This is a genomic window from Paraburkholderia sp. SIMBA_030, from assembly GCF_046535245.1.
In the GTDB taxonomy this organism is placed as follows: Bacteria; Pseudomonadota; Gammaproteobacteria; order Burkholderiales; family Burkholderiaceae; genus Paraburkholderia.
In genome coordinates this window covers 65,621-85,968 of the sequence record NZ_JAWRXB010000011.1, presented here as the reverse complement: position 1 = coordinate 85,968, position 20,348 = coordinate 65,621, and the positions used below count along the sequence as shown (strand labels likewise).

Annotated in this window: 16 protein-coding genes; all 16 read left to right on the top strand. The window is 60.7% G+C overall.

Annotated features, from left to right (window positions below):
• The first annotated feature begins 63 nt into the window (after positions 1-63).
• On the top strand, positions 64-1,548 hold the full coding sequence (locus SB772_RS19960; protein WP_410834935.1) for an aldehyde dehydrogenase family protein: 1,485 nt from the start codon (positions 64-66) through the stop codon (positions 1,546-1,548).
• A gap of 46 nt (positions 1,549-1,594) precedes the next feature.
• A complete protein-coding gene (locus tag SB772_RS19955; protein ID WP_410834934.1) occupies positions 1,595-2,704 on the top strand; it encodes an alkane 1-monooxygenase in 1,110 nt (369 codons plus the stop codon).
• A 28-nt stretch (positions 2,705-2,732) separates the two neighbouring features.
• On the top strand, positions 2,733-3,215 hold the full coding sequence (locus tag SB772_RS19950; RefSeq protein ID WP_199203047.1) for a hypothetical protein: 483 nt from the start codon (positions 2,733-2,735) through the stop codon (positions 3,213-3,215).
• A gap of 48 nt (positions 3,216-3,263) precedes the next feature.
• Entirely contained in the window at positions 3,264-4,328 is a 1,065-nt protein-coding gene (locus SB772_RS19945; RefSeq protein WP_410834933.1) for a 2Fe-2S iron-sulfur cluster-binding protein, read from the top strand.
• A 173-nt stretch (positions 4,329-4,501) separates the two neighbouring features.
• Positions 4,502-5,653 carry an acyl-CoA dehydrogenase family protein gene (locus SB772_RS19940; RefSeq protein ID WP_410834932.1) on the top strand — a complete coding sequence of 384 codons (1,152 nt, stop codon included), beginning with the start codon at positions 4,502-4,504 and terminating at the stop codon, positions 5,651-5,653.
• A 33-nt stretch (positions 5,654-5,686) separates the two neighbouring features.
• A complete protein-coding gene (locus SB772_RS19935; protein WP_410834931.1) occupies positions 5,687-6,541 on the top strand; it encodes an SDR family oxidoreductase in 855 nt (284 codons plus the stop codon).
• 7 nt (positions 6,542-6,548) lie between these two features.
• Entirely contained in the window at positions 6,549-7,007 is a 459-nt protein-coding gene (locus SB772_RS19930) for a MaoC family dehydratase (RefSeq protein WP_410834930.1), read from the top strand.
• On the top strand, positions 7,004-8,737 hold the full coding sequence (locus SB772_RS19925) for an AMP-binding protein (RefSeq protein WP_410834929.1): 1,734 nt from the start codon (positions 7,004-7,006) through the stop codon (positions 8,735-8,737). The genes SB772_RS19930 and SB772_RS19925 overlap by 4 nt, the downstream gene beginning before the upstream one ends.
• A 24-nt stretch (positions 8,738-8,761) precedes the next feature.
• Positions 8,762-9,556 carry an enoyl-CoA hydratase/isomerase family protein gene (locus tag SB772_RS19920; RefSeq protein WP_410834928.1) on the top strand — a complete coding sequence of 265 codons (795 nt, stop codon included), beginning with the start codon at positions 8,762-8,764 and terminating at the stop codon, positions 9,554-9,556.
• A 157-nt stretch (positions 9,557-9,713) separates the two neighbouring features.
• Complete coding sequence (locus tag SB772_RS19915; protein ID WP_410834927.1) at positions 9,714-11,324, top strand: DUF1302 family protein; 1,611 nt, start codon at positions 9,714-9,716, stop codon at positions 11,322-11,324.
• Between the two features lie 24 nt (positions 11,325-11,348).
• Positions 11,349-12,620: a DUF1329 domain-containing protein gene (locus SB772_RS19910; protein WP_410834926.1), complete on the top strand. Its 1,272-nt coding sequence runs from the start codon at positions 11,349-11,351 to the stop codon at positions 12,618-12,620.
• Positions 12,621-12,697: 77 nt separating this feature from the next.
• Positions 12,698-13,813, top strand: coding sequence for a YCF48-related protein (locus SB772_RS19905; RefSeq protein ID WP_410834925.1), 1,116 nt, complete (start codon positions 12,698-12,700; stop codon positions 13,811-13,813).
• Positions 13,814-13,856: 43 nt separating this feature from the next.
• Entirely contained in the window at positions 13,857-16,301 is a 2,445-nt protein-coding gene (locus tag SB772_RS19900) for an efflux RND transporter permease subunit (RefSeq protein WP_410834924.1), read from the top strand.
• A 43-nt stretch (positions 16,302-16,344) separates the two neighbouring features.
• Positions 16,345-17,670, top strand: a complete 1,326-nt coding sequence (locus SB772_RS19895) for an FAD-dependent oxidoreductase (protein WP_408516695.1) — start codon at positions 16,345-16,347, stop codon at positions 17,668-17,670.
• Between the two features lie 20 nt (positions 17,671-17,690).
• A complete protein-coding gene (gene fdxA, locus SB772_RS19890) occupies positions 17,691-18,026 on the top strand; it encodes a ferredoxin FdxA (protein WP_410834923.1) in 336 nt (111 codons plus the stop codon).
• A gap of 33 nt (positions 18,027-18,059) precedes the next feature.
• Entirely contained in the window at positions 18,060-20,327 is a 2,268-nt protein-coding gene (locus SB772_RS19885) for a molybdopterin-dependent oxidoreductase (RefSeq protein ID WP_410834922.1), read from the top strand.
• The last annotated feature ends 21 nt before the right edge of the window (positions 20,328-20,348 follow it).

Sequence of the window (20,348 nt, the reverse complement as noted above, 5' to 3'; positions counted from 1 at the left end):
TTGAACCGCAACGCTCGCGCTCCCATGTCCCGTAGTCACGTATCGAATTCAGGAGACAGTCAGATGGACACTTCCGTACAGTTCGGAACCCAAATCAAGGCGGTGAAAAACAAGAATCTCATTGGCGGTCAATGGCTGGACGCCGCTTCGGGCCAGACCATCGAGGTGGAGAATCCCGCGACCCAGGACCTGATCGCCGCCGTGCCGCGTAGCGCAGCGCAAGACATTGACCGCGCGGTGAGGGCGGCTCGGGCCTCCTTCGAGAGCGATGCGTGGCGCAAGATGCGCCCAATCGATCGGGGTCGCCTGCTCGAAAACATTGCCCGCAAGATCGAGGATCACGCGGAAGAACTGGCCCACCTGGAGTCGGTCGACACCGGCAAGGCCATTACCTTTGCCAAAGTCCTGGATCTACCGTCCACGGTCGAGGTGTTCCGCTACATGGGAGGCTGGTGCAGCAAGGTCGGCGGCAAGACTTTACCCGTCTCTTTCGACGGCAAGGAGTACCACGCCTATACGCGCCGCGAGCCAGTGGGCGTGGTGGGCGCCATCACGCCATGGAATTATCCGCTCGCGCTTGGGGCATGGAAGATCGCGTCGGCGTTGGCGGCCGGATGCACGATGGTGCTGAAGCCCACGGAGCTCACTCCGCTGAGCACGTTGCGGCTTGCCGAGCTCTGCCTCGAGGCAGGTCTGCCAGAAGGTGTCCTGAACATCGTCAATGGTTATGGCCACGAAGCCGGCGCTGCGCTGGCCCAGCACCCCGACGTCAACAAGATCACGTTCACCGGCTCGACCGCAGTGGGCAAGCAGATCGTCGAGTATTCGCTTGGCAACATGAAGCGGGTTGCGCTGGAACTCGGCGGCAAGTCGCCCAGCATCGTTTTTGCCGATGCGGACCTCGACCAGGTCGGCCTCGGCGCGGCGCTTGCCGTGTTCTTCAACTCCGGCCAGATCTGCTTTGCCGCCAGCCGGCTGTTCGTGCAGGACAGCGTATACGACCAGGTGGTCGAGGCGGTGGCGGCGGCGGCTTCCCAGTTCAAGGTGGGCAATGGCCAGAACCCGGAAACCATGATGGGGCCGCTCGTCTCCGGCAAGCAGCAGGAACGCGTACTAGGCTACGTCGCCTCAGGGCTGGAGCAGGGCGCGACGCTGGTCTGTGGCGGCAAGAAGACGGGAGACAAGGGTTACTTCATGGAGCCAACCGTGTTTGCCAATGCCGACCCGTCGATGAAGATCGCCCAGGAGGAGATTTTCGGACCGGTGGTCAGCGTGATGCGGTTCAAGGACGTCGAGGACGTCACCCGAATGGCCAACGACAGCCCCTACGGGCTGGCCGCCAACATCTGGACACGTGACATCAAGAAGGCCCACCGGCTGGCGCACAGGCTGGAGGCCGGTTCGGTCTGGATCAACTGCCACGGAATCATCGACGCGGCATTGCCTTTCGGCGGGTTCAAGCAGTCCGGCTGGGGGCGCGAGGTGTCCGAGGAAGGGCTGTTGGCCTACACCGAGACAAAGACGGTCTGCGCGTTGCTCGACGACTGAAATGAACCCAAATGCCCCGCACTGCGGGCTCATGGAGGAAGGTGAAATGTGGGATTACCTCAAATATTATCTGGCGCCGCTGACGCAGGCGTTAAGCATGCTGGGACTCTACGTGGGCGGTGACTATGTCTGGGTCGGCCTCGGTTTCTTTCCCTTGATGGCAGCCATTGACAGCATGCTGCCGCTGGACCTGAAGACGCGCAAGATGAAAAGGCGGGGTTGGGCCTTCGTGCCGATCTGGCTTTCGACCTTGCTGGGACCGGCCACGTACCTCATGCTGGCCTGGTCTGTCGCCCATCATGATCTGACCGGCTGGCAGATGTTCGGCGGCGTAATGAGCTGCGCGTGGCTCTCGGTGGTGCCGATGGTTCCCGCCTCCCACGAGCTCTACCACGCACGGGGCAGAATCGGCCGCACGTTCGGACGCTATGCGCAGATATGCTTCCTCGACCCGACGCGGATGGAGGCGCATGTCGTGAGTCATCACCGTGACGTGGGCACGGCCCACGACAGCGACACTGCAGCGCGTGGCGAAACCCTGTATTCGTTCGCACCCAAAGCCGTTCTTGAATCCACCCTGCTGGCCCAGCGTATCGAGTCGGATGCGCTGGAAAAGCGTGGCTTCGCCCGCTGGTCGATTCGCCACCATCTCTGGCGCGCGATCCTGGCGCAGGTGCTGTTCCAGTCACTGATGTACTGGATCGGCGGTTGGGCGTCGGTCGGGCTCGCGCTCGTTGCCATGGTGATTGCCCGCTTCTGGGTCGAGACCTTCAACTACTTCCAGCACTATGGGCAGGTGCGCGTGGCTGGCAGCCCGATCGAGAAGCGCCATGTATGGAATCACCTCGGTCCGCTGTCACGGTTGCTCGCTTTCGAGATCACCAATCACGCTGACCACCACCTGAACACCTATCTCTCCTACTACGAGTTGGTGCCTCACCGCGAGGCGATCCGCATGCCCAGTGTGTTCGGTTGCTTCATGGCAGCGCTGTTGCCACCGGTGTGGTTCAGTCTGATCATCAAGCCGGCCCTGCGGCGCTGGGACAACGAATGGGCGTCCGCGGAAGAGCGCCGTCTGGCTGCCGAGCAGAACCGTCGCGCGGGTTGGGAAGATTGGCTAACGCAACCTCCTGCAACGGCCAGTTCATCCAGTTGATGGACCACGCCCCTGACGAACCCATCCAATGAAGAGCGCGAACATGATTGTCGATATCCAGCGGCGCATGATTGGTCATGCTGCCCTCATCCTCCTTATCGGGATGCTGGCAGGCGCGGGCCTGCTTGTCAGTCTGGTCGGAGGACTCGAGTGGTGGCCCGGAAAGACGATGCCACTGCACCTGCCGATTTCAACCGACGCCTGGGTGCGCACGCACCTCGGTGGCATGCTCAACGCCTTCCTGATCATGCTGGCGGCACTGGCTATGCCGGTGGTCGGGTTCGACGTGCCTGGCGGGCGCCGCCTCGGCTGGATGTTCGTGGGCACGGGGTGGGCCAATACCGTCTTTTACTGGGCGGCGATGTTTGCCCCCAATCGCGCGCTGAGCTTTGCCGACAACCGGTTCGGGTCATCCAACCTGTTCACGGTGATCGGCCTCGCGCCTGCCTTGCTGTTCACCCTCGTATCCATCGTCGCGGTTGTGCTGCTGGCGTATCGGGCTTTGCGCTAAGCCTTTGTCCACGGCGTCGCTTTCCGTTTTCCAGACTCTCCACACTCCATGCGAAATTTCCTCAACTCCTTGCTGCCGCGGTCCCCTACCAAGCGGCAGATCCGGATCCTCCCGCAGGGGGTGACCATTGACGTCGCCTCGGGTCAGACGTTGCTGGAAGCGGCACTGGCCAATGGCGTTCACTATCCTCATAACTGTACTGTGGGCACCTGCGCTTCGTGCAAGACGCTCTTGCGCCAGGGCCGCGTGCGGGAAGCCACGCCTTTTGGCTACACCCTGTCCAAACAGGAACTGGATGCGGGTTACATCCTGGCCTGTCAGGCCTTTGCGCGCGACGATCTCACCGTCGTGGAGATTGCCCCCCCGAGTGCCGATCTGCCAGTGGCGGAGTCCTACGCGGCCAACATTGTCGCTGCCGAGCCGCTGACCCACGACATTCTGAAAGTTACGATGCGTACAGACCGCCCTGTGAACTATGTGGCCGGGCAGTACGCTAGCGTCCTCGCGCCCGGATTGCCCCGCAGCCGGCACTACTCGTTCGCCGACGCGCCACAGCGGGGCGGCCGGACAGAACTTGCGTTTTTCATCCGCAAGGTGCGGGGTGGCGCCTTCACCGATGCATTGTTCAGTGGCAGCCTCACCGGTCAGTCGCTCGCGATCGAGGCGCCCCACGGCAGTTTCTACTTGCGAGGCGGCAATGCGCCGATGGTGTGCGTCGCAGGCGGCAGTGGCTTGGCGCCATTGTTGAGCATCCTGGAGGATGCGCGCAGGAGCCGCATCCGCCGCCCCTGCACATTGCTCTTCGGCGCGCGTACGCAAGCCGATTTGTACATGCTCGATGCCATCCGGGAGCTTGCCGGAAACTGGCCCGATCCTTTCGAATTTATCCCGGTGTTGTCTCACGATTCCCCGGGCAGCCCCTGGGAAGGCGCCCGAGGCCTGGTCAGCGATTTCATCACCGCGGCGATGGCTGACGGTGCGGAAGGCTATCTATGCGGACCACCGCCCATGATTGACGCAGGCATCGCAATGCTGGTGCAGCACGGGGTTTCGCTCGAGGCCATTCACTACGACAAGTTCACCGACGGTCACGATGCGGTGCCCGGTAGCTGACCCCTGCACTGCATTTGCCGATTCAAACTCGCCCAGGAGCACTGCAACCAGGCAGACCACGATGAATATGTCTTCCGAGGTAGTGCAAACACTTATAGATAGCTACAGTACGGTACACTACTGTACTAGTTATGCAGATGGCGCCACCCGGCATAACCCAGGAGATTGGATAGATGGTCCTCACTGAAGACCAGAAAGCGCTTCAGGAAACCGCGCGAAGATTTTCACGCGAGCGGTTACTCCCTGACTACCAGAAGCGGGAAAAGCAGAGGGTGCTTGACCGGGCACTGATCCGCGAGATGGGTGCATTGGGCCTGCTGGGAACAGACATTCCCGAATCCTTCGGCGGCCTGGGGATGGATGGCGTGACGACGGGCCTGATCGCAGAAGAAGTCGCGTACGGCGATTTCAATATCGGCGGTGTGTCCGTCGCGATTTCACTGCTCGCTGCGATCATCCTGCGCAATGCGAATGCGGCCCTCACAGACGTATGGGTGCCCCGCATGGCGCGCGGCGAGGCCATCGTCGGCATCTGCGTGACGGAACCGCGCGGCGGGTCGGATGCAGCCAATTTGCAATTGCGTGCCCGGATTGACGGCAACCATTACGTGGTGAACGGTGAGAAGACGTCTATCACCTTTGCCGACTGCGCGGACGCGTTCCTGGTTTTTGCCCGCACCGGCCGGACGGACGAAGGTGCGCGTGGCATCACGGCGCTCTTCATTCCGGCCGACTCGCCCGGGGTGCAGCGCACCCGCTTCGACGATGTAGGAAGCCACATCACGGGACGCGGCTCGGTGTTTTTCGATGATGTGCGCGTACCACTCGACCACCGGCTAGGCGAGGAGGGGCGAGGCTTTACCCAGGTCATGCAGGGCTTCGATTACAGCCGCGCGCTGATCGCGCTGCAGTGCGTTGGCGCCGCCCAGGCATCGCTTGACGAAGCGTGGTGCTACGCAAAGGAGCGGGAGGCGTTCGGCCGGCCAATCGGGCAGTTCCAGGGCGTGAGTTTCCCGCTGGTCGAAGGGGATTCCTCGATCGCAGCCATCCGGCAGCTCTCGTACCACGCGTTGTCGCTACGTGACGCGGGGCTGCCGCATACAGCCGAAGCTGCAATGGTCAAGTGGATGGGACCGAAAACCGCCTTCGATGTCATTCATCAATGCCTGCTGACGTTCGGCCACTACGGCTGGTCAAAAGACCTGCCGCATCAGCAGCGCATGCGCGATGTAATGGGCCTGGAGATCGGGGACGGCACGGCCGGTGTCATGAAACTGATCATCGCGCGCGAACGCATCGGCCGTGCCGCTGTGCAGTATGCATGAGAGCGAAATCATGAGGATCACCAGGAGCTGTCTATGAGTTATCGGTCCGCGTTCCGCCATGGCCTGTTCGAAGACCGATGCGTCATCGTGACGGGCGGCGGCAGTGGCATCGGCCGCTGTGCCGCGCACGAACTCGCCGCGCTTGGCGCAGACGTCGCCATTGTTGGCCGCACGGCAGAGAAGCTCGAGGTCGTGAAGGCTGAAATTGAGCAGGACGGAGGCACGGCGAGCACGCACATCTGCGATATCCGCGAGGAGGCGCAGGTGCAGGCCACGATCGATGCAGTGCTCGCGCAACACGGCCGTATCGACGGGCTCGTCAACAATGCGGGCGGCCAGTACCGTGCCGCGCTCAAGAGCATTTCGACAAAAGGATTCGAGGCGGTCGTGCGCAATAATCTGACTGGAGGCTTTATTTTCATGCGCGAGGTCTATACGCGCTGGATGGAAGTCCACGGTGGCTCGATCGTCAACATCATCGCTGATATCTGGAATGGCTGGCCGAACTTTGCGCATTCGGGCGCGGCGCGCGGCGGCATGCTCACGCTCAGCCAGTCGGCCGCGTCCGAGTGGGCCGGATCGGGCGTGCGGGTGAACGTCGTAGCGCCGGGCGGCATTGCTTCGAGCGGGTTTGACACCTATACACCCGAGGCTTTTGAGGAGATACGCAAGGTGGCGAGCGGGGTACCCCTGCAGCGCTTCGGCAACGAAGCGGAGGTCTCATCGGCGATCGTCTATCTCCTGTCGCCAGCCGCGTCGTACATCACCGGCACATACATTCGCGTTGACGGCGGCAGTCCGAATGCGCGTCAGACCGGAACGCTGGCCACCGAATCGCGGGTACCGCCGTTTGACGGCTTTCATCGGGCTTTGCCCACGCGCAGTTGAGGACGCGATGCCAATTCCCTGGAAAGAGCGATGGTTTGACGACTTCGCCGTCGGCGAAACGGCGGTGTTCGGCGAACATCTGGTCTCCGAAGACGAGATCGTCGAATTCGCGCGACGCTACGATCCGCAGCCTTTCCATGTTGATCCGGTCGCGGCGATGCAATCGCCCTACGGCGGGCTGATCGCTAGCGGCTGGATGACGGGTGCAGTCGTGACGCGTCTGATGTGCGCGCACTTCCTTTCGCCCTGCTCGGCAATGGCTTCGCCCGGCGTGGATGAGCTGCGTTGGCTCAAGCCTGTTCGACCAGGAGACTGTCTGTCCGTGCGTGTCGAAGTGCTGGAGACCAACCGTTCACGCAGCAAGCCCGATCGTGGCGTCGTACGTTTGCTACAGCAGGCGGTGAATCGGGACGGCGAGGTCGTGCTGTCCCTGCACGGGCGGGCGATGTTCCGGTGTCGCCCATGAAGCCGCTGACCGTTCGCCAGTGTGGCCAAGGAAGCAGCGCGAGAAGCGCTGCACTTTTCCGAACAACACAGAGAGATCTCATGCCGTTTGAAATCGCACTGAGCCCGGCACGGGCCGACGTCCTGCGCGCCCAGGGATGGTGGCGGGACAAGACCATTAACGCCTGTTTTGACCAGGTGCTCGAGCGTTCGCCCGACAAGACAGCGCTTGTGGCTCATACCCGGGGTAACGAGGCTGCGCGCCGCATCAGCTACAGGGAACTCGACCGGCTCGTCGCCAGGGCGGCCGCTTCGTTGAGCGCGCTCGGCGTCGGGCGCGGCGACGTCGTGTCGATTCAACTGCCCAATGTCTGGCAGTTCGTAGTGACATCATTAGCCGCCTCGCGGATCGGCGCGGTCGTGAATCCATTGATGCCCATCCTGCGTGAGCGCGAACTGGCCTACATGCTCGACTTTTGCGAGGCGAAGGTTCTGGTCGTTCCGTCCCGTTACCGGGGCCATGACCATGCCGCTATGGCGCGCGGCCTGCTGCCTCAGTTGACGAAGCTGAAACGGCTTGTGGTTGTGGGAGATGACGGCGCAGACGGCTTTGATCGTGTGCTGCTGAATCCGGACATGCAGGCTCCCGTTTCTCTGAGCGCCGCTGCGGATAGATTGCAGCCGGATGACGTGTCGCTCCTGATGTTCAGCTCGGGGACTACCGGCGCCCCCAAGGGCGTGATGCACACGTCCAACACGTTGCTGTCGACGCTTTTCACGTCGATCGAAGACCTGCACCTGAGCTCTGACGACGTGGTGCTGGCCATTTCGCCCGTCGGCCATCTGCTTGGCTATGCGTATCAGACGATGATGCCGCTGATGCTTGGCGCAACGACCGTTCTGATGGATGAGTGGGAGCCGCGCGTCGCGCTCGAACTGATGCGCAGCGAAAAGGTGAGCTTCAGCGCCGCCGCCACGCCATTCCTCGCTGATCTGCTCAATGCCGTGGAAGCGGGTGAGCCTGGCGCACCCAGTTTCCGGCTGCTCGGCTGCGCTGGCGCACCGGTGCCCGCAGTGCTGGTCGAGCGCGCGGCTACGTGCATGAACCTGACCGTGTGCTCGATCTGGGGCATGACGGAAACGGTGGCCGGAACGCTGACAGAGGTTGAGCGTGCGCGAGAGTTGTCTGCCGTGGCCGATGGCCGGGCAGCGCGCGGCAACGAAGTGAGGGTGGTTGACGAAGAGGGAAGGCCGGTGCCGCTGGGCACCACTGGCCGCCTGCTGTTCCGCGGCAGTTCGCTCTTCGTTGGCTATCTGAAGCGTCCCGAGCTTAATGCCCTCGACGCCGAAGGCTGGTTCGACACAGGAGACCGCGCCTACCGGTTGAACGACGAGGGTTACATCCGGATCAACGGGCGGAGCAAGGACATCATCATTCGTGGTGGCGAGAACATACCGGTGTTCGAAATCGAATCGCTGCTGCTGCGTCACCCTGCCATAGCTGAGATAGCGATCGTGGGTTATCCGGACGAGCGACTCGGCGAGCGCGCCTGTGCGTTCATCGTCCTCAAGCCGAGATGCACCTTCGACACCGATGCCATGGCGCAGTACATGGGGGCGTCGAAGACCGCCAAACAGTATTGGCCCGAGCGAATTGTGATCTGCGAGGAGTTGCCGAAAACCGGCAGCGGAAAGGTGCAGAAGTTCAGGCTGCGCGAACGGGCGATTGCCTTCGCCAGTGATCAGATCTGACAGATTGGTTAGAGAGACAGTCCTATGTCCACGAACTATTCGTCGCTTCGCCTCGAGATCGACGCCGGTCTCGCAACAGTGACTATGACGCAGCCGTCGCGCGGCAATCCGATCGACGCCCATTTCACTCGCGAGTTCAAGGAAGTTTTTCTCGAACTGTGGGACACGGTGGGCTTGCGCGCCGTGCTGTTGCGTGCGGAGGGCGAAAATTTCAGCCTTGGGGGAGACCTCAAGACTTTCCATCCCGCACGCGATCAACTTCCTGCACTGGTTCGGCGGCTGACCAGCGACCTGCACATGGGACTGTCGCGGGCGTGGCAACTGCCGGTTCCGATCGTCGCCGAAGTGCAGGGCTGGGCGATGGGCGGCGCGGTCGCCATGATTGCCGGCTGCGATGTGGTGGTGGCGGCCGAGTCCGCGCGCTTTGGCTCGGCCTTTTCCCGGATCGGTTTTTCGTGCGATAGCGGCTCCACAGTCACGTTGACATTCCGCATGGGAGCCGCTCGTGCGCGCCGTTTTGTCCTGATGGGAGAAGTGCTCGGCAGTACTGAGGCTTTGGCCGCAAGTCTGGTGGACCGGGTGGTGCCGGACACGCAGTTGGCGGAATTCGCACGCGGCTTGGCATCGGAGCTGGCAGCCGGCCCGACCTTGGCCTACGGAGAGATCAAGCGGCTTTTTCTACAGGCTGGCCATGCGCAACTCGAAGAGCGTCTTGAGGACGAGGCGCTTACTTTGGCGCGCATATCGGGCACGCAGGACGCCCAGGAGGGCGTGGCAGCGATGTTTGAGCGGCGCAAGCCCTCATTCCATGGGCGTTGAGCAGCCGTGTCGTTGCCGTCAAGGAATAGCTGTTGAGCGATTGCGGTACGTGAGGGTTGATTCAGGAGGAACGCTTCAACGAGAGTGAAACAGGTAGAAGTATTTCGTACCGCATACGTTCGGAATAAAAAAATAAAATCGATAGGAGACGGCAGGCATGAACTATTCAATTTGCAATGATGACGGCAAATCGCGCAGGCGCAAAACGCCCAGTCGAGTGCCGGTTCTCGCGGTACTTCCGGCGCTGCTGATCGCACTGGGTTCGCCCGCCGGGGCGTACGCAGCCGACGAACCACCTCCCCCCGGTGAACAACGTTCCGGGTTGAGTGGACTAATCGGGTTGACGGACAACTACCTTACGCTTGGCGGATTCGTCCGTACGTGGGCGTCGATGAACCTCCAGAATCATCCGGAGACGCCAAGGAATGACGCCGGGACGCTTCAGATGCTTCGAGGGTCGCTCGAACTCGATGCAAAACTGAAAACCGGTCCGCTCACCTGGACGGCGGTGGGCCGGTCTGACCGGGAAGTCCTGACCACGTATGAAAAGGATCTGCAGAACCTTGCGCGCCAGAATACGCCGGGAGGACCGGGAAGCAGTCTGTTGTCACAATACAATCAAACCGAGCTTAGAGAGTTCTATGTCGATGCTGATGTCGGAGATCGAGTCCATCTCCGTTTGGGCAAGCAGCAGATCGTCTGGGGCGAGACGGACTTCTTTCACCCGACCGACCTGATTCAAGGGTACGACTACCGGTGGCGCTCCTTTGTCGAGCCGGAGAGTGATGAAGTCCGCAAGCCCTTGATCATGGCCAACGCAAAGATCGCCGTGCCTGAGGCTGGTGGAACACTGCAGTTGGTGATTCGCCCGGGGCTGGATCGTAAGCGGGATATTGGCAATACGTACGATATCTACGGTGGGCGTTGGAGCGTACAGCCATTCCAGGGCGTCGACTTTCTCTCCGGCATTCTCCGTTACGACTATGACCACCCGTATGGCAAAGCCACTTCCCCGACAGGCGGCGCCAGATGGACTGCGGTCGCAGGCCCGGTGAACTATGCGTTTTCGTATCTCAACACGTTTACGCCCGATCCTGTCCTTAACCCGGCGGCCAATCCGATTGGCAAGACACCGTCTGGCGCGCTCGGGGATTTCTTCTTCCCGAAGATCAATGTTTATGACGCAAGCATCAGTAGTCAGATCCCGGCAATCGACACCGTAGTCAACGCGGAAATAGCCTACCAGCCAAATCGATATTTCAATACCGGCACAGGGCTGCCCAACGGCACGCAGGGCAGCGGGCCCGTGATCAGAAAAGACGTCATTTTAACTACGCTCCGTCTGGACAAGGAGCTGAGTCTCGAATCCTTGCTCGGAACGAATGCTGCGTCGCTTCTCTCGATCCAGTTGTTCGACCAGTGGATTCAGAATTTCAAATCCAGCGACGACATCGTCGCCCAGGTTGGTTGGAGCGCGCCAGCCAAGAGGCACGACACGATCTTGACGGCGTTCCTCACGCTCAACTACATGAATAGCCGCTTGAACCCAAGCTTGGCCGGGGGAGTAGACGTCAGCACCGGCGATGCATTCATTATTCCCAGCCTCACCTACACGGTCGGCAATCACTGGAGATTCCTGGCCGAAGCGGACATCTTCCTGCCGCGGCATGCGCGTACCAGCCCAGCGCAATTGGGACAGAGCACCTATGGGCTGGCGGGCTTCGGCAACCACGACCAGTTGCTGCTGCGCGCAACGTACCAGTTCTAACCAAAGGACAATCGGAGACAGATTATGCAACATCCATTTAAGCAAAGCGTGACGTGCCGTCTTACGACGTTGGCGGGTGCATGCTTGATCGCGGTGAGCGCTTCCGCACTTGCGGCAGAGCTTCCTGACGGAACCGTGATCAGCAAAGCCAACCTCGATCAGATCAAGAATGACACGTTCTTGGGGCATACGATCGCCAGCCTTCTTACCGAAAAAGTCGAATGGCAAATACGAAACACTGGTCTCAAGATGCCGCTAGGCAAGGCAAAAGAGCCGGTTTTTGATCCCAGGTACGCGGAAGCCACGAAGAAGTATTCCGAACAGGCCAAGTTCGATCCCAAGACAAGGGAAGTCACGGGCTGGGTTGCGGGTCTGCCGTTCCCCGATATCTCCGAGTCGGATCCGGACGCGGGGGAAAAGGTGATGTGGAACTTCTACTATGGGTCACCCTATCCAAGAGACATGCATAAGGATGTCTATTTCGTGACGATCAACAGTTCGGGATACGAAGCGACGCAACACTATATCTTCGATCGACTTTTCAATAAGGGACGTTTGGGGGAAGGCAAAACGGTTCTAGGCGATCCTGAGGTGCTAACCAAAACGATGCTTGTCGCTGTGGAGCCACAGGACATCAAAGGGACGGGTACCTTTACGGTTCGCTATGACATAAGCGCCTCGAAGCTCGAGGATCAGTTCGCATATATCAAATCCGCTCGCAGAATCCGTCGACTTACCGGAAACGCATGGATGGACCCTGTAGGCGGGCTCGATTTCCTGAATGACGACATCTACGCCTACAACGCGCGTCCATCTCAATACAAGCAGAACAAGCTGATTGGCAAGCGCTGGATCCTCGCCGACGTTGACTACAAAGTGACACAAAATGCCTCCAAGGCGGGAACCCTGGCAGAGTGGCCAATAATCGATTCGAGCGGGACTGCGCCCTTCTGGTACCAGAAAATGACCTATACGCCGCGCGAGGTCTGGGTCGTCGAGGGTACGCCCCCTTCCGAGCATCCCTACAGCAAGAAGATTGTGTACGTGGACACCAAGGTTCCGGCTGTCTACATGGCCGAGACGTATGACAAGAAAGGCGAACTGTGGCGATACATCGAATACGGTTACGGATGGAGCACTGGGCAGACCTCCGGAATTAACTATTACACCCCTGGTGGCGGGGAGTTCATCGACTTCAAGGCGAAGCACGAGACCCAGTTCATCGCTCCGGGCATAGTCGATCACGGTGCCAAGTGGGGACAATATACGCCTGAAGCTCTGGAGGCATTGCAATAGCGAGGCTGAGTCAAGGCGCCGGTTCGCGCGTTCACGGGCGCGCGCCTTCCGGCGCCTTTGTCGGGCCCGGCTCGGCCTTGGACCTCGCACGCGCCAAATCCACTTCTGCCCGCGCCTGCCTGCTTTTTGCCGCAACGTATCAGGACATCAACGTGAACCGCATATTCAATCTTTTAACGTCTGCGTTGCCGCTGGTCATCATCGGCGGATTGCTGTATGCCGGGCTTTTCATCAAGCCACAGCCGCAGGGGGCTGCGCTGGCAAGGCCGGTGTTCGAACGCGGTGATCGCTTCTATGGATTGGCCGTGCAGCAGGACGGGAGGGCGTGGGTGGTGGGCAGCGGCGGCAAGATCGCGCGCACGGAGGACAGCGGGCGCTCGTGGCGAATTCAGCGATCCGCTGTTGATGTCTCGCTGCAGGATGTGGCGGCGTGGGATGGGCGACACGCTGTTGCGGTCGGCAACGGTGGGGCCGTGATCGTTACCGATGACGGCGGAATGCTGTGGCGTGGCGTCGAGGCGCCGCACAACAAGATTGCCAATAAGCTGATGCGCGTCAAGGCGCTGGCCGGCGGACAGGCATGGGCCGTGGGCGAGGGCGGAAGCGTGCTCCGTTCGACCGACTTCGGGAGCACCTGGCATCAGGTAGGACCCGAAGAGGACATCGCGTGGAACGACATTTCTTTCCACGAGAAGCTTGGCTGGATGGTGGGCGAATATGGCCGGATTCGAGTATCGAACGATGAGGGTGCCTCATGGCACGAGGTCAAAAGCCCGACGAAGATGAGCCTCATGTCAGTCGCGTTCAAGGATGCCGAAAACGGTGTGGCGGTCGGCCTGAACGGCGTCATTCTTGTTTCGCACGACGGCGGGGAAAGCTGGACCCAGGAGAGGTTTGTATCGCCCGATCAGTCGCCCCAGGCCATCCAGACTGACGATCGTCTGGAAGCAGGAAAAGTGTATGAACGCGGACGATTGGAGCATCTGCTTGACGTGATTTGGGACGGCGAACGCTGGGTTGCCGTGGGCTCCAAAGGCATTGTCGTCATTGGATCGACAGACGCCAGCGAGTGGAAAGCAACCCGCCTGTCGCCGGATGATCGCAATTGGTACACGAGCATTGCACGGAGCCAAACGCAGTATTACCTCGTAGGTTCGCGAGTGGTCACCACCCAGGAAATGAAGGCCCTGTAGGCACGGGGCGAGCAAAGAGTGCGGCAATCCGGAGAGCAACACTGTGAAAGACCTTACGTATACCAAGCTTCAGAACTTCGTCGAGTTCTGCATCCGAAACCGTGTGGCCGTGGCCGGAGTTTACCTCCTGCTGACGCTGGTGCTGACGCTCTTCGCCGCACGCGTACACGTCAAGACGGTATTTGAAGACCTGCTGCCGCGCAGTCACCCTTACGTTCAGGTACATGAGCGATTTCAGGAGCACTTTGGCGGCTCAAACGTGATCAGCATCATGCTTGAGGTCAAGCAGGGCGATATCTTCAATCAGAAGGTGCTCGAAAAAGTCAGAAAAATTACGAATGAACTGCCATTGGTCGATGGCGTGAACTCGACCCAGATCGTTTCGCTTGCCTCGAACAAGCTAAGGGAAATCAGGGCGTCGACCGACGCCATCGAAGCACGGCCTGTCATGTGGCCGGATATTCCGAAGACGCAGCAAGAGATGCAGGCGCTGAAGTCCTCTGTGCTCAACAGTCCGTTGATCTACGGGCCTTACGTTTCACGAGATCTGAAGTCAACGCTGATTACGGTCGACTTCTATGAGAGTCTGGTCGACTACAACAAGATCTTTCCGCAGATTACCAGGCTGGCCCAGGCCGCGCAGGGCGATGGCGTGCAGGTCAACGTGGTCGGCGAGCCCATGCTCTACGGCTGGGTGAACTATTACGTCCCGGAAACCTTGCATATCTTTCTTTTCACCATCGGGTGCCTGGTAGCACTCCTGTTTCTGATTGCGCGGACGTGGCGAGGCACGCTACTGCCGCTGCTGGCAGGCCTGACCAGTGCGATTTGGGCGCTCGGGTTCGCCTCGCTCCTTGGCTTCAACCTTGATCCACTCGTCATAGTCATCGCTTTCCTGATTACTGCCCGATCCATCTCGCATTCGGTACAACTGGTGTCGAGATTCGGCGATGAACTGGCGGCGGGGGCCGAGACGACGCGTGCGGCTGCCAGTTCCTCGATGCTCCAGCTTTTCAAGCCAGGCATGCTCGGGGTGATCGCCGACGCGGGCTGCATGGTCGTGGTGGTGCTCACGCCGATTCCGCTCATGCAGAAGGTGGCGGTCATCGGAACCATCTGGGTACTGACCATCGCCGTAAGCGCCTGCGTCATGACGCCGGTGCTGCTGTCGTGGCTCAAGAAACCCAAGGGCTGCGCGCACCCGTTCGACGTCTCGCCGCTGCTCGATCGCGTGCTTACGCTGGCTATCTCCGTTGCCGCCTCCAGATGGCGTTACGTAGTGGTCGCCGGTGCCGCGGCGGTTTTCATCGGCTCGGGCCTCTATGCCTTCAGGCTTCAGATCGGCGACGCAGATGCCGGTTCGCCGATTCTTTGGCAAGACTCGCGCTATAACCAGGACTCAGCGGCGGTCAATCGGCAGTTCCAGGGGGCGGACCGCATGTACGCGGTCTTCGCGGGAACGAAGCCCGACGACGTCAAAGAGCCTGCGGTGCTCGAAAATATGGTTTCGATGCAGCGCTTCATGGCCGCGCAGCCGGAGATCGGGGGGAGTCTGTCGATTGCGGACGTCATTCCGTCAGTCAACCGGATCCTGCGCGAGGACAATCCGCGCTATCAGGAGTTCGGCAAAACCAAGAACGAGAACGGCGAGTTGTTCTACATGTGGGGGGCCGATGCAGGTGAGTCTGCTCAATTTGTAGACCCCAAGTTTCAGTACGCACCGGTGACCTTCTATTTCAAGGATCATCGCGGTGGCAGCATTCGGACGGCGGTGCAGCGGCTCAAGGAATTCATCGCTGACAACCCCTTGAAGCAAGGCTCCTACCTACTGGCCGGGGGCGTGATCGGCGTCACCGCGGCCGTCAACGAAGTGATCCTCTCCGGGCAGATCGAAAGCGTTGCGCTGGCACTACTCTGGCTGGTCATCTGCTGCGCCGTCGCCTATCGCTCGACGCGGGCAGGGATCTTTTTCATGGTGCCGGTCATGCTTTCCAACACCATTACCTTCAGCTTCATGGCCTGGAAGGGCATCGGCATGACTCTGAGCACGTTGCCTGTCGCCGCACTCGGGATTGGGCTGGGTGTCGATTATGCGTTCTATGTCGTCGATGGGATCCGCGAGGAACTCCATCACCACAACGATCTGAAGCGGGCAATTCAACAGTCGTTGCGCACTGCGGGCAAAGGCGTGCTGGTCACGTCCCTGACGCTGACCGTGAGCGTGGTGCTGTGGCTGCAGTCGTCGCTGCGTTTTCAGGCGGAAATGGGGCTGTTGATGGCGATCTGGCTCTTCGTTTCGGCATTCAGTGCCTTGTTCATCATGCCCGCCATGGTCTACGTCTTCAGGCCAGAGTTCATTGTGGGAAAACGTAGCGAGTCCAAATACAGTGCGCCGGCCAAACGGCATCGGAAGGTGGAGGATCCGGCGTGGGAGTGCTCCACCGGGGCAGTGAGCAGCAAAGCAGGCCGCACCGCTGCCAATGATTGACGCAGACGCCGCTGCGCGCGTTGTAAGAGGAGAGGAATTTGTGATGCCGATTTCTGTAGCAGTCGTTGGCAGCGGTCCAGCGGGTATGTATCTCGTGGAGGCTCTGCAAAGGCATGGGCCGACTCCACCGCTGATCGACGTAATAGATCGGCTGCCGACGCCGTTCGGGCTCGTTCGCTCCGGCGTTGCGCCAGATCATGCGTCTGTCAGAGCGGTGACGCAGCGCTTCGAACAGGCGTTTTCCAGGCATGGTGTTCGATTTCTCGGCGGCGTGGAGATTGGCCAGGCGGTTTCACTCGACCGTCTGCGAAAACTCTACGACGCAGTGGTACTAGCCTGTGGTTGTCCTGTCGACAAAACGCTGGATATCCCTGGAGAACACCTGCCTGGCGTGTGGGGATCGGCTCGATTTACCGGTTGGTACAACGCCCATCCTGATCACGCAGAGCTGGAAATTGCCGAGCTGCCGGAAACCGTGATGGTTATCGGCAACGGCAATGTCGCGATTGACGTGGCTCGGCTACTCACAAAGCCCGTCGATGCGCTTGCGCAGACCGATATATCTCCTCGCGCGATGGACATGCTGCGCAAGTCGCGCGTACGAAAAGTCGTGCTGGCCGGACGGCGCAGCCCCATGGATGCTCGCTTTTCGGTCAAGGAGCTGGAGGAGTTGGGCGAAGCAGCAGATGTTTCCCTATCCTTGCCGACAGGAACAGAGTTCCCGGATAGCACGGTCATCGCGAGCCTTCCGGCGCCGCAAGCGTCCATGCTGAATGCTCTGGCCCGCTTCTCCAACTCTGCAATGTCAGGAAAGGCCCGCGCTATCGAGCTTCAATTCCTCGGAAGGCCCGTCGAGATCATCGGCCGCACGCGAGTGGAAGCGATGCGCTTCGAGCGAATGCGGATGAATGGAAACATCGTCGAAGGCACGCGCTCATTTTTCAATGTTCGGTGCGATGTGGTGATCAGTTGTATCGGCTACCGCGTGAAGCGATTGGCGCCTCTGAATATCGATGAGCGGCGCGGGTCCTTCCTGCATGAGGATGGTCGAATCGAGGAAGGCCTGTACTGCACCGGATGGGCGAGACGAGGGCCGGGTGGAACCATCGCAACCAATAGAGCCGATGCCGCTCAGATCGCCGCTCGCATCAGTAAGGAAGTCTCCGCTATCGGTGGTGAAGGTCCTTCCGGGCTGGACAAGTTGCTGGCAGAACGCGGCATCCGTCCTGTCGTGTTCGAGGATTGGAAGGCAATCGATCGCGCTGAATGCACACGCGCGACCGGAGGAGCGCCCCGCAGGAAATTTCACACCGTCGAAGAAATGTTAGGCATATGCGGTATTGACCGAGTGAGCGCCGCGAGCGCGTAAAACGAAGTGAGGAAACGATCATGACCTATGTCGTTACAGACTCCTGCATACGATGCAAATACACAGACTGCGTTGACGTATGCCCGGTGGAGTGCTTTCGCGGTGGCGAAGTCATGCTGGTCATCGATCCGGTGACCTGCATCGATTGCGCTGCCTGCGTCCCGATCTGCCCCAGTCAAGCCATTGTCGCTGGCAGCAAACCGGAAGCCGAGCGCTGGCTGGAGCTCAACAGGCAGCTCTCGGCCGTCTGGCCAAAAATGATCGAACACCGACGGGACTTCCCCGACGCCGACGAATACAAGGGGATGTCGGGCAAGTTCGAGAAATTCTTCAGCGAACAGCCACAGAGCGAGTGATCGCCGTTAGGTGTGAAGTTGGAGGAACGTACGATGAGCGCTACAAGCATGGAAGGAAGTCTGAGCCGACACGTTCGCAAGTGCCCCATCTGCGAAGCAGGGTGCGGCGTCGTGGTGACCGTCGATAGGGAGACGCGAACCGTGCTGGATATTCGCGGCGACGAGCATGACCCGCTCAGCCGTGGTTTCGTCTGCCCCAAAAGCCAGGGCATGAAAGTGTTGCGTGAAGACCGTGATGTCCTCACCAGACCACTGCGCCGCCGAGGCAAGGATTTCGAGGAAATCAGCTGGCAGGATGCCTTCGAGTTGGCGGCCGAACGCTTCAAGGACATTTCGCACAAGTATGGCGCGGACGCCAACGCGATTTACGTGGGCAATCCTACCGCACACAATCCGGGCGGACTGCTGTACACGCTGAGTTGCGCGATGGCGCTGGGCACACGCTCGCTGTACTCTTCAACCTCGGTCGACCATCTGCCCAAGGTGCTGTCAACAGGCCTGATATTCGGCGACCAGTCGTTGATTCCGGTGCCGGACGTCGAGCGCACCGACTACCTTCTCATTCTGGGCGCTAACCCCTGTATCTCGGGGGGCAGCCTGATGACGGCGCCCGGCTTCGGCCGGCGCATGGAGGAAATCCGGCAGCGTGGTGGCCAGGTGGTGGTGGTGGACCCGCGCCGAACCGAAACAGCGGCCTTGGCGAATCGACACCTGCCCATCCGACCGGGCACCGACCCTTACTTCCTGCTGGGGCTGTTGCGGGTGCTCTTCGACGAGAACCTTGTCAAGCTCGGCAGACTGGAGACGCATGTCAATGGCGTGCAGGAGGTCGCCGCCTTGGCGAGGTCGTTCTCGCTGCCGGAACTCGCTGCGGCCAGCGGCATCCCCGCCGAGACGATCAGGGAGATCGCCCGCGATTTTGCCGGCGCTCCATCGGCCGTCTGCTATGGGCGAACCGGGTCATCCCAGCAGCCTTTCGGCTCGGTAACCAGCTGGCTGATCGACGTGGTCAATGCGCTGACAGGAAATCTCGACTGTCCCGGCGGCGCCATGATCCCTATGGGAGTGACGCCTTCGATCTTCCTGAACGAACGTTACCGGAACGGTGTGGCGCCGCATCACCGCTGGCATTCGCGGGTGCGCGGACTGCCGGAAGTCGCCGGCCAATTGCCCGCGGTCGTCCTGGCCGAGGAGATTCTCACGCCCGGACAGGGACAGATCCGGGGCCTGCTCACGATGTGCGCCAATCCGGTCATCAGCGTCCCCAATGGCCCGCAGTTGTCGAAGGCGCTGTCCTCGCTTTATTTCATGGTGGCGGTCGATATCTATGTGGGCGAGACGAGCCGCCACGCCGATCTGATCCTGCCTGGCTCCGGCCACCTGGACCGTTCGGACTGGCCGATTTTCACGACGACACTGGCGGTGCGCCATGTCGCCAAGTGGGTCGACAAGGTTTTCGAGCCGATCCCGGGTACGAAGTCCGACGGCGAGATCATGCTGTCCCTGGCGGCCAGGCTATCCGATACCTCCGAGCAGGCCGTCGACCATGCGCTCGCCGGGTTCTTCCTGCAGGGCGCGCAGGCCGCCGACGGCCTGGGCGGCAAGACGGTTGCCGAGGCCCTGGCGCTCCTGGAGGAGAAACAGGGCAGCGACCGCATCTATGAAATCCTGCTGCGCACACATCATTTCGGCGACAAGTTCGGAGCCAGGCCTGCCGGTCTTACCTTATCGAAGGTCAAAGCGGCGGATCACGGCATCGACCTGGGCCGGCTATTTGAGCGTCTGCCGCAAGCGTTGGGCACGCCGAGCGGGAAGATCGAACTGGCGCCCGAGCTGCTGATGCGGGAAGCGCCGCGCCTGCGTGAAGCGATGACTCGGTACACGGCCAGTGACCGAATGATCATGATCGGGCGGCGCCAGTTGCACTCGATCAATTCCTGGATGCACAACATCCGCGCGCTCAATCGCGGCCCGGACAAGTGCACGGCCCTGCTGCATCCGAACGACGCCGAGCGCCTTCACGTCAAGACGGGCGACCGCGTCGAGATCAGTCGGAACGACAAGATGATCACGGTGCCGGTGACCGTTTCGGACGAAATCATGCCCGGTGTCATCAGCATGCCGCACGGCTGGGGACACGACGCACCCGATGCGCGTCTGTCCTACGCGCGCACACGGCCTGGCGTCAATTCGAATCTGGTCGCCTCGGAATTCGACATCGACATTCCCAGTGGCAATGCGGTCCTCACGGGTTTCACCGTCGGTGTCGCACGGGCGGCCGCCGTGCCGGCGCCAGCGTAGCGCTCCCGGCGTTTCATCAGC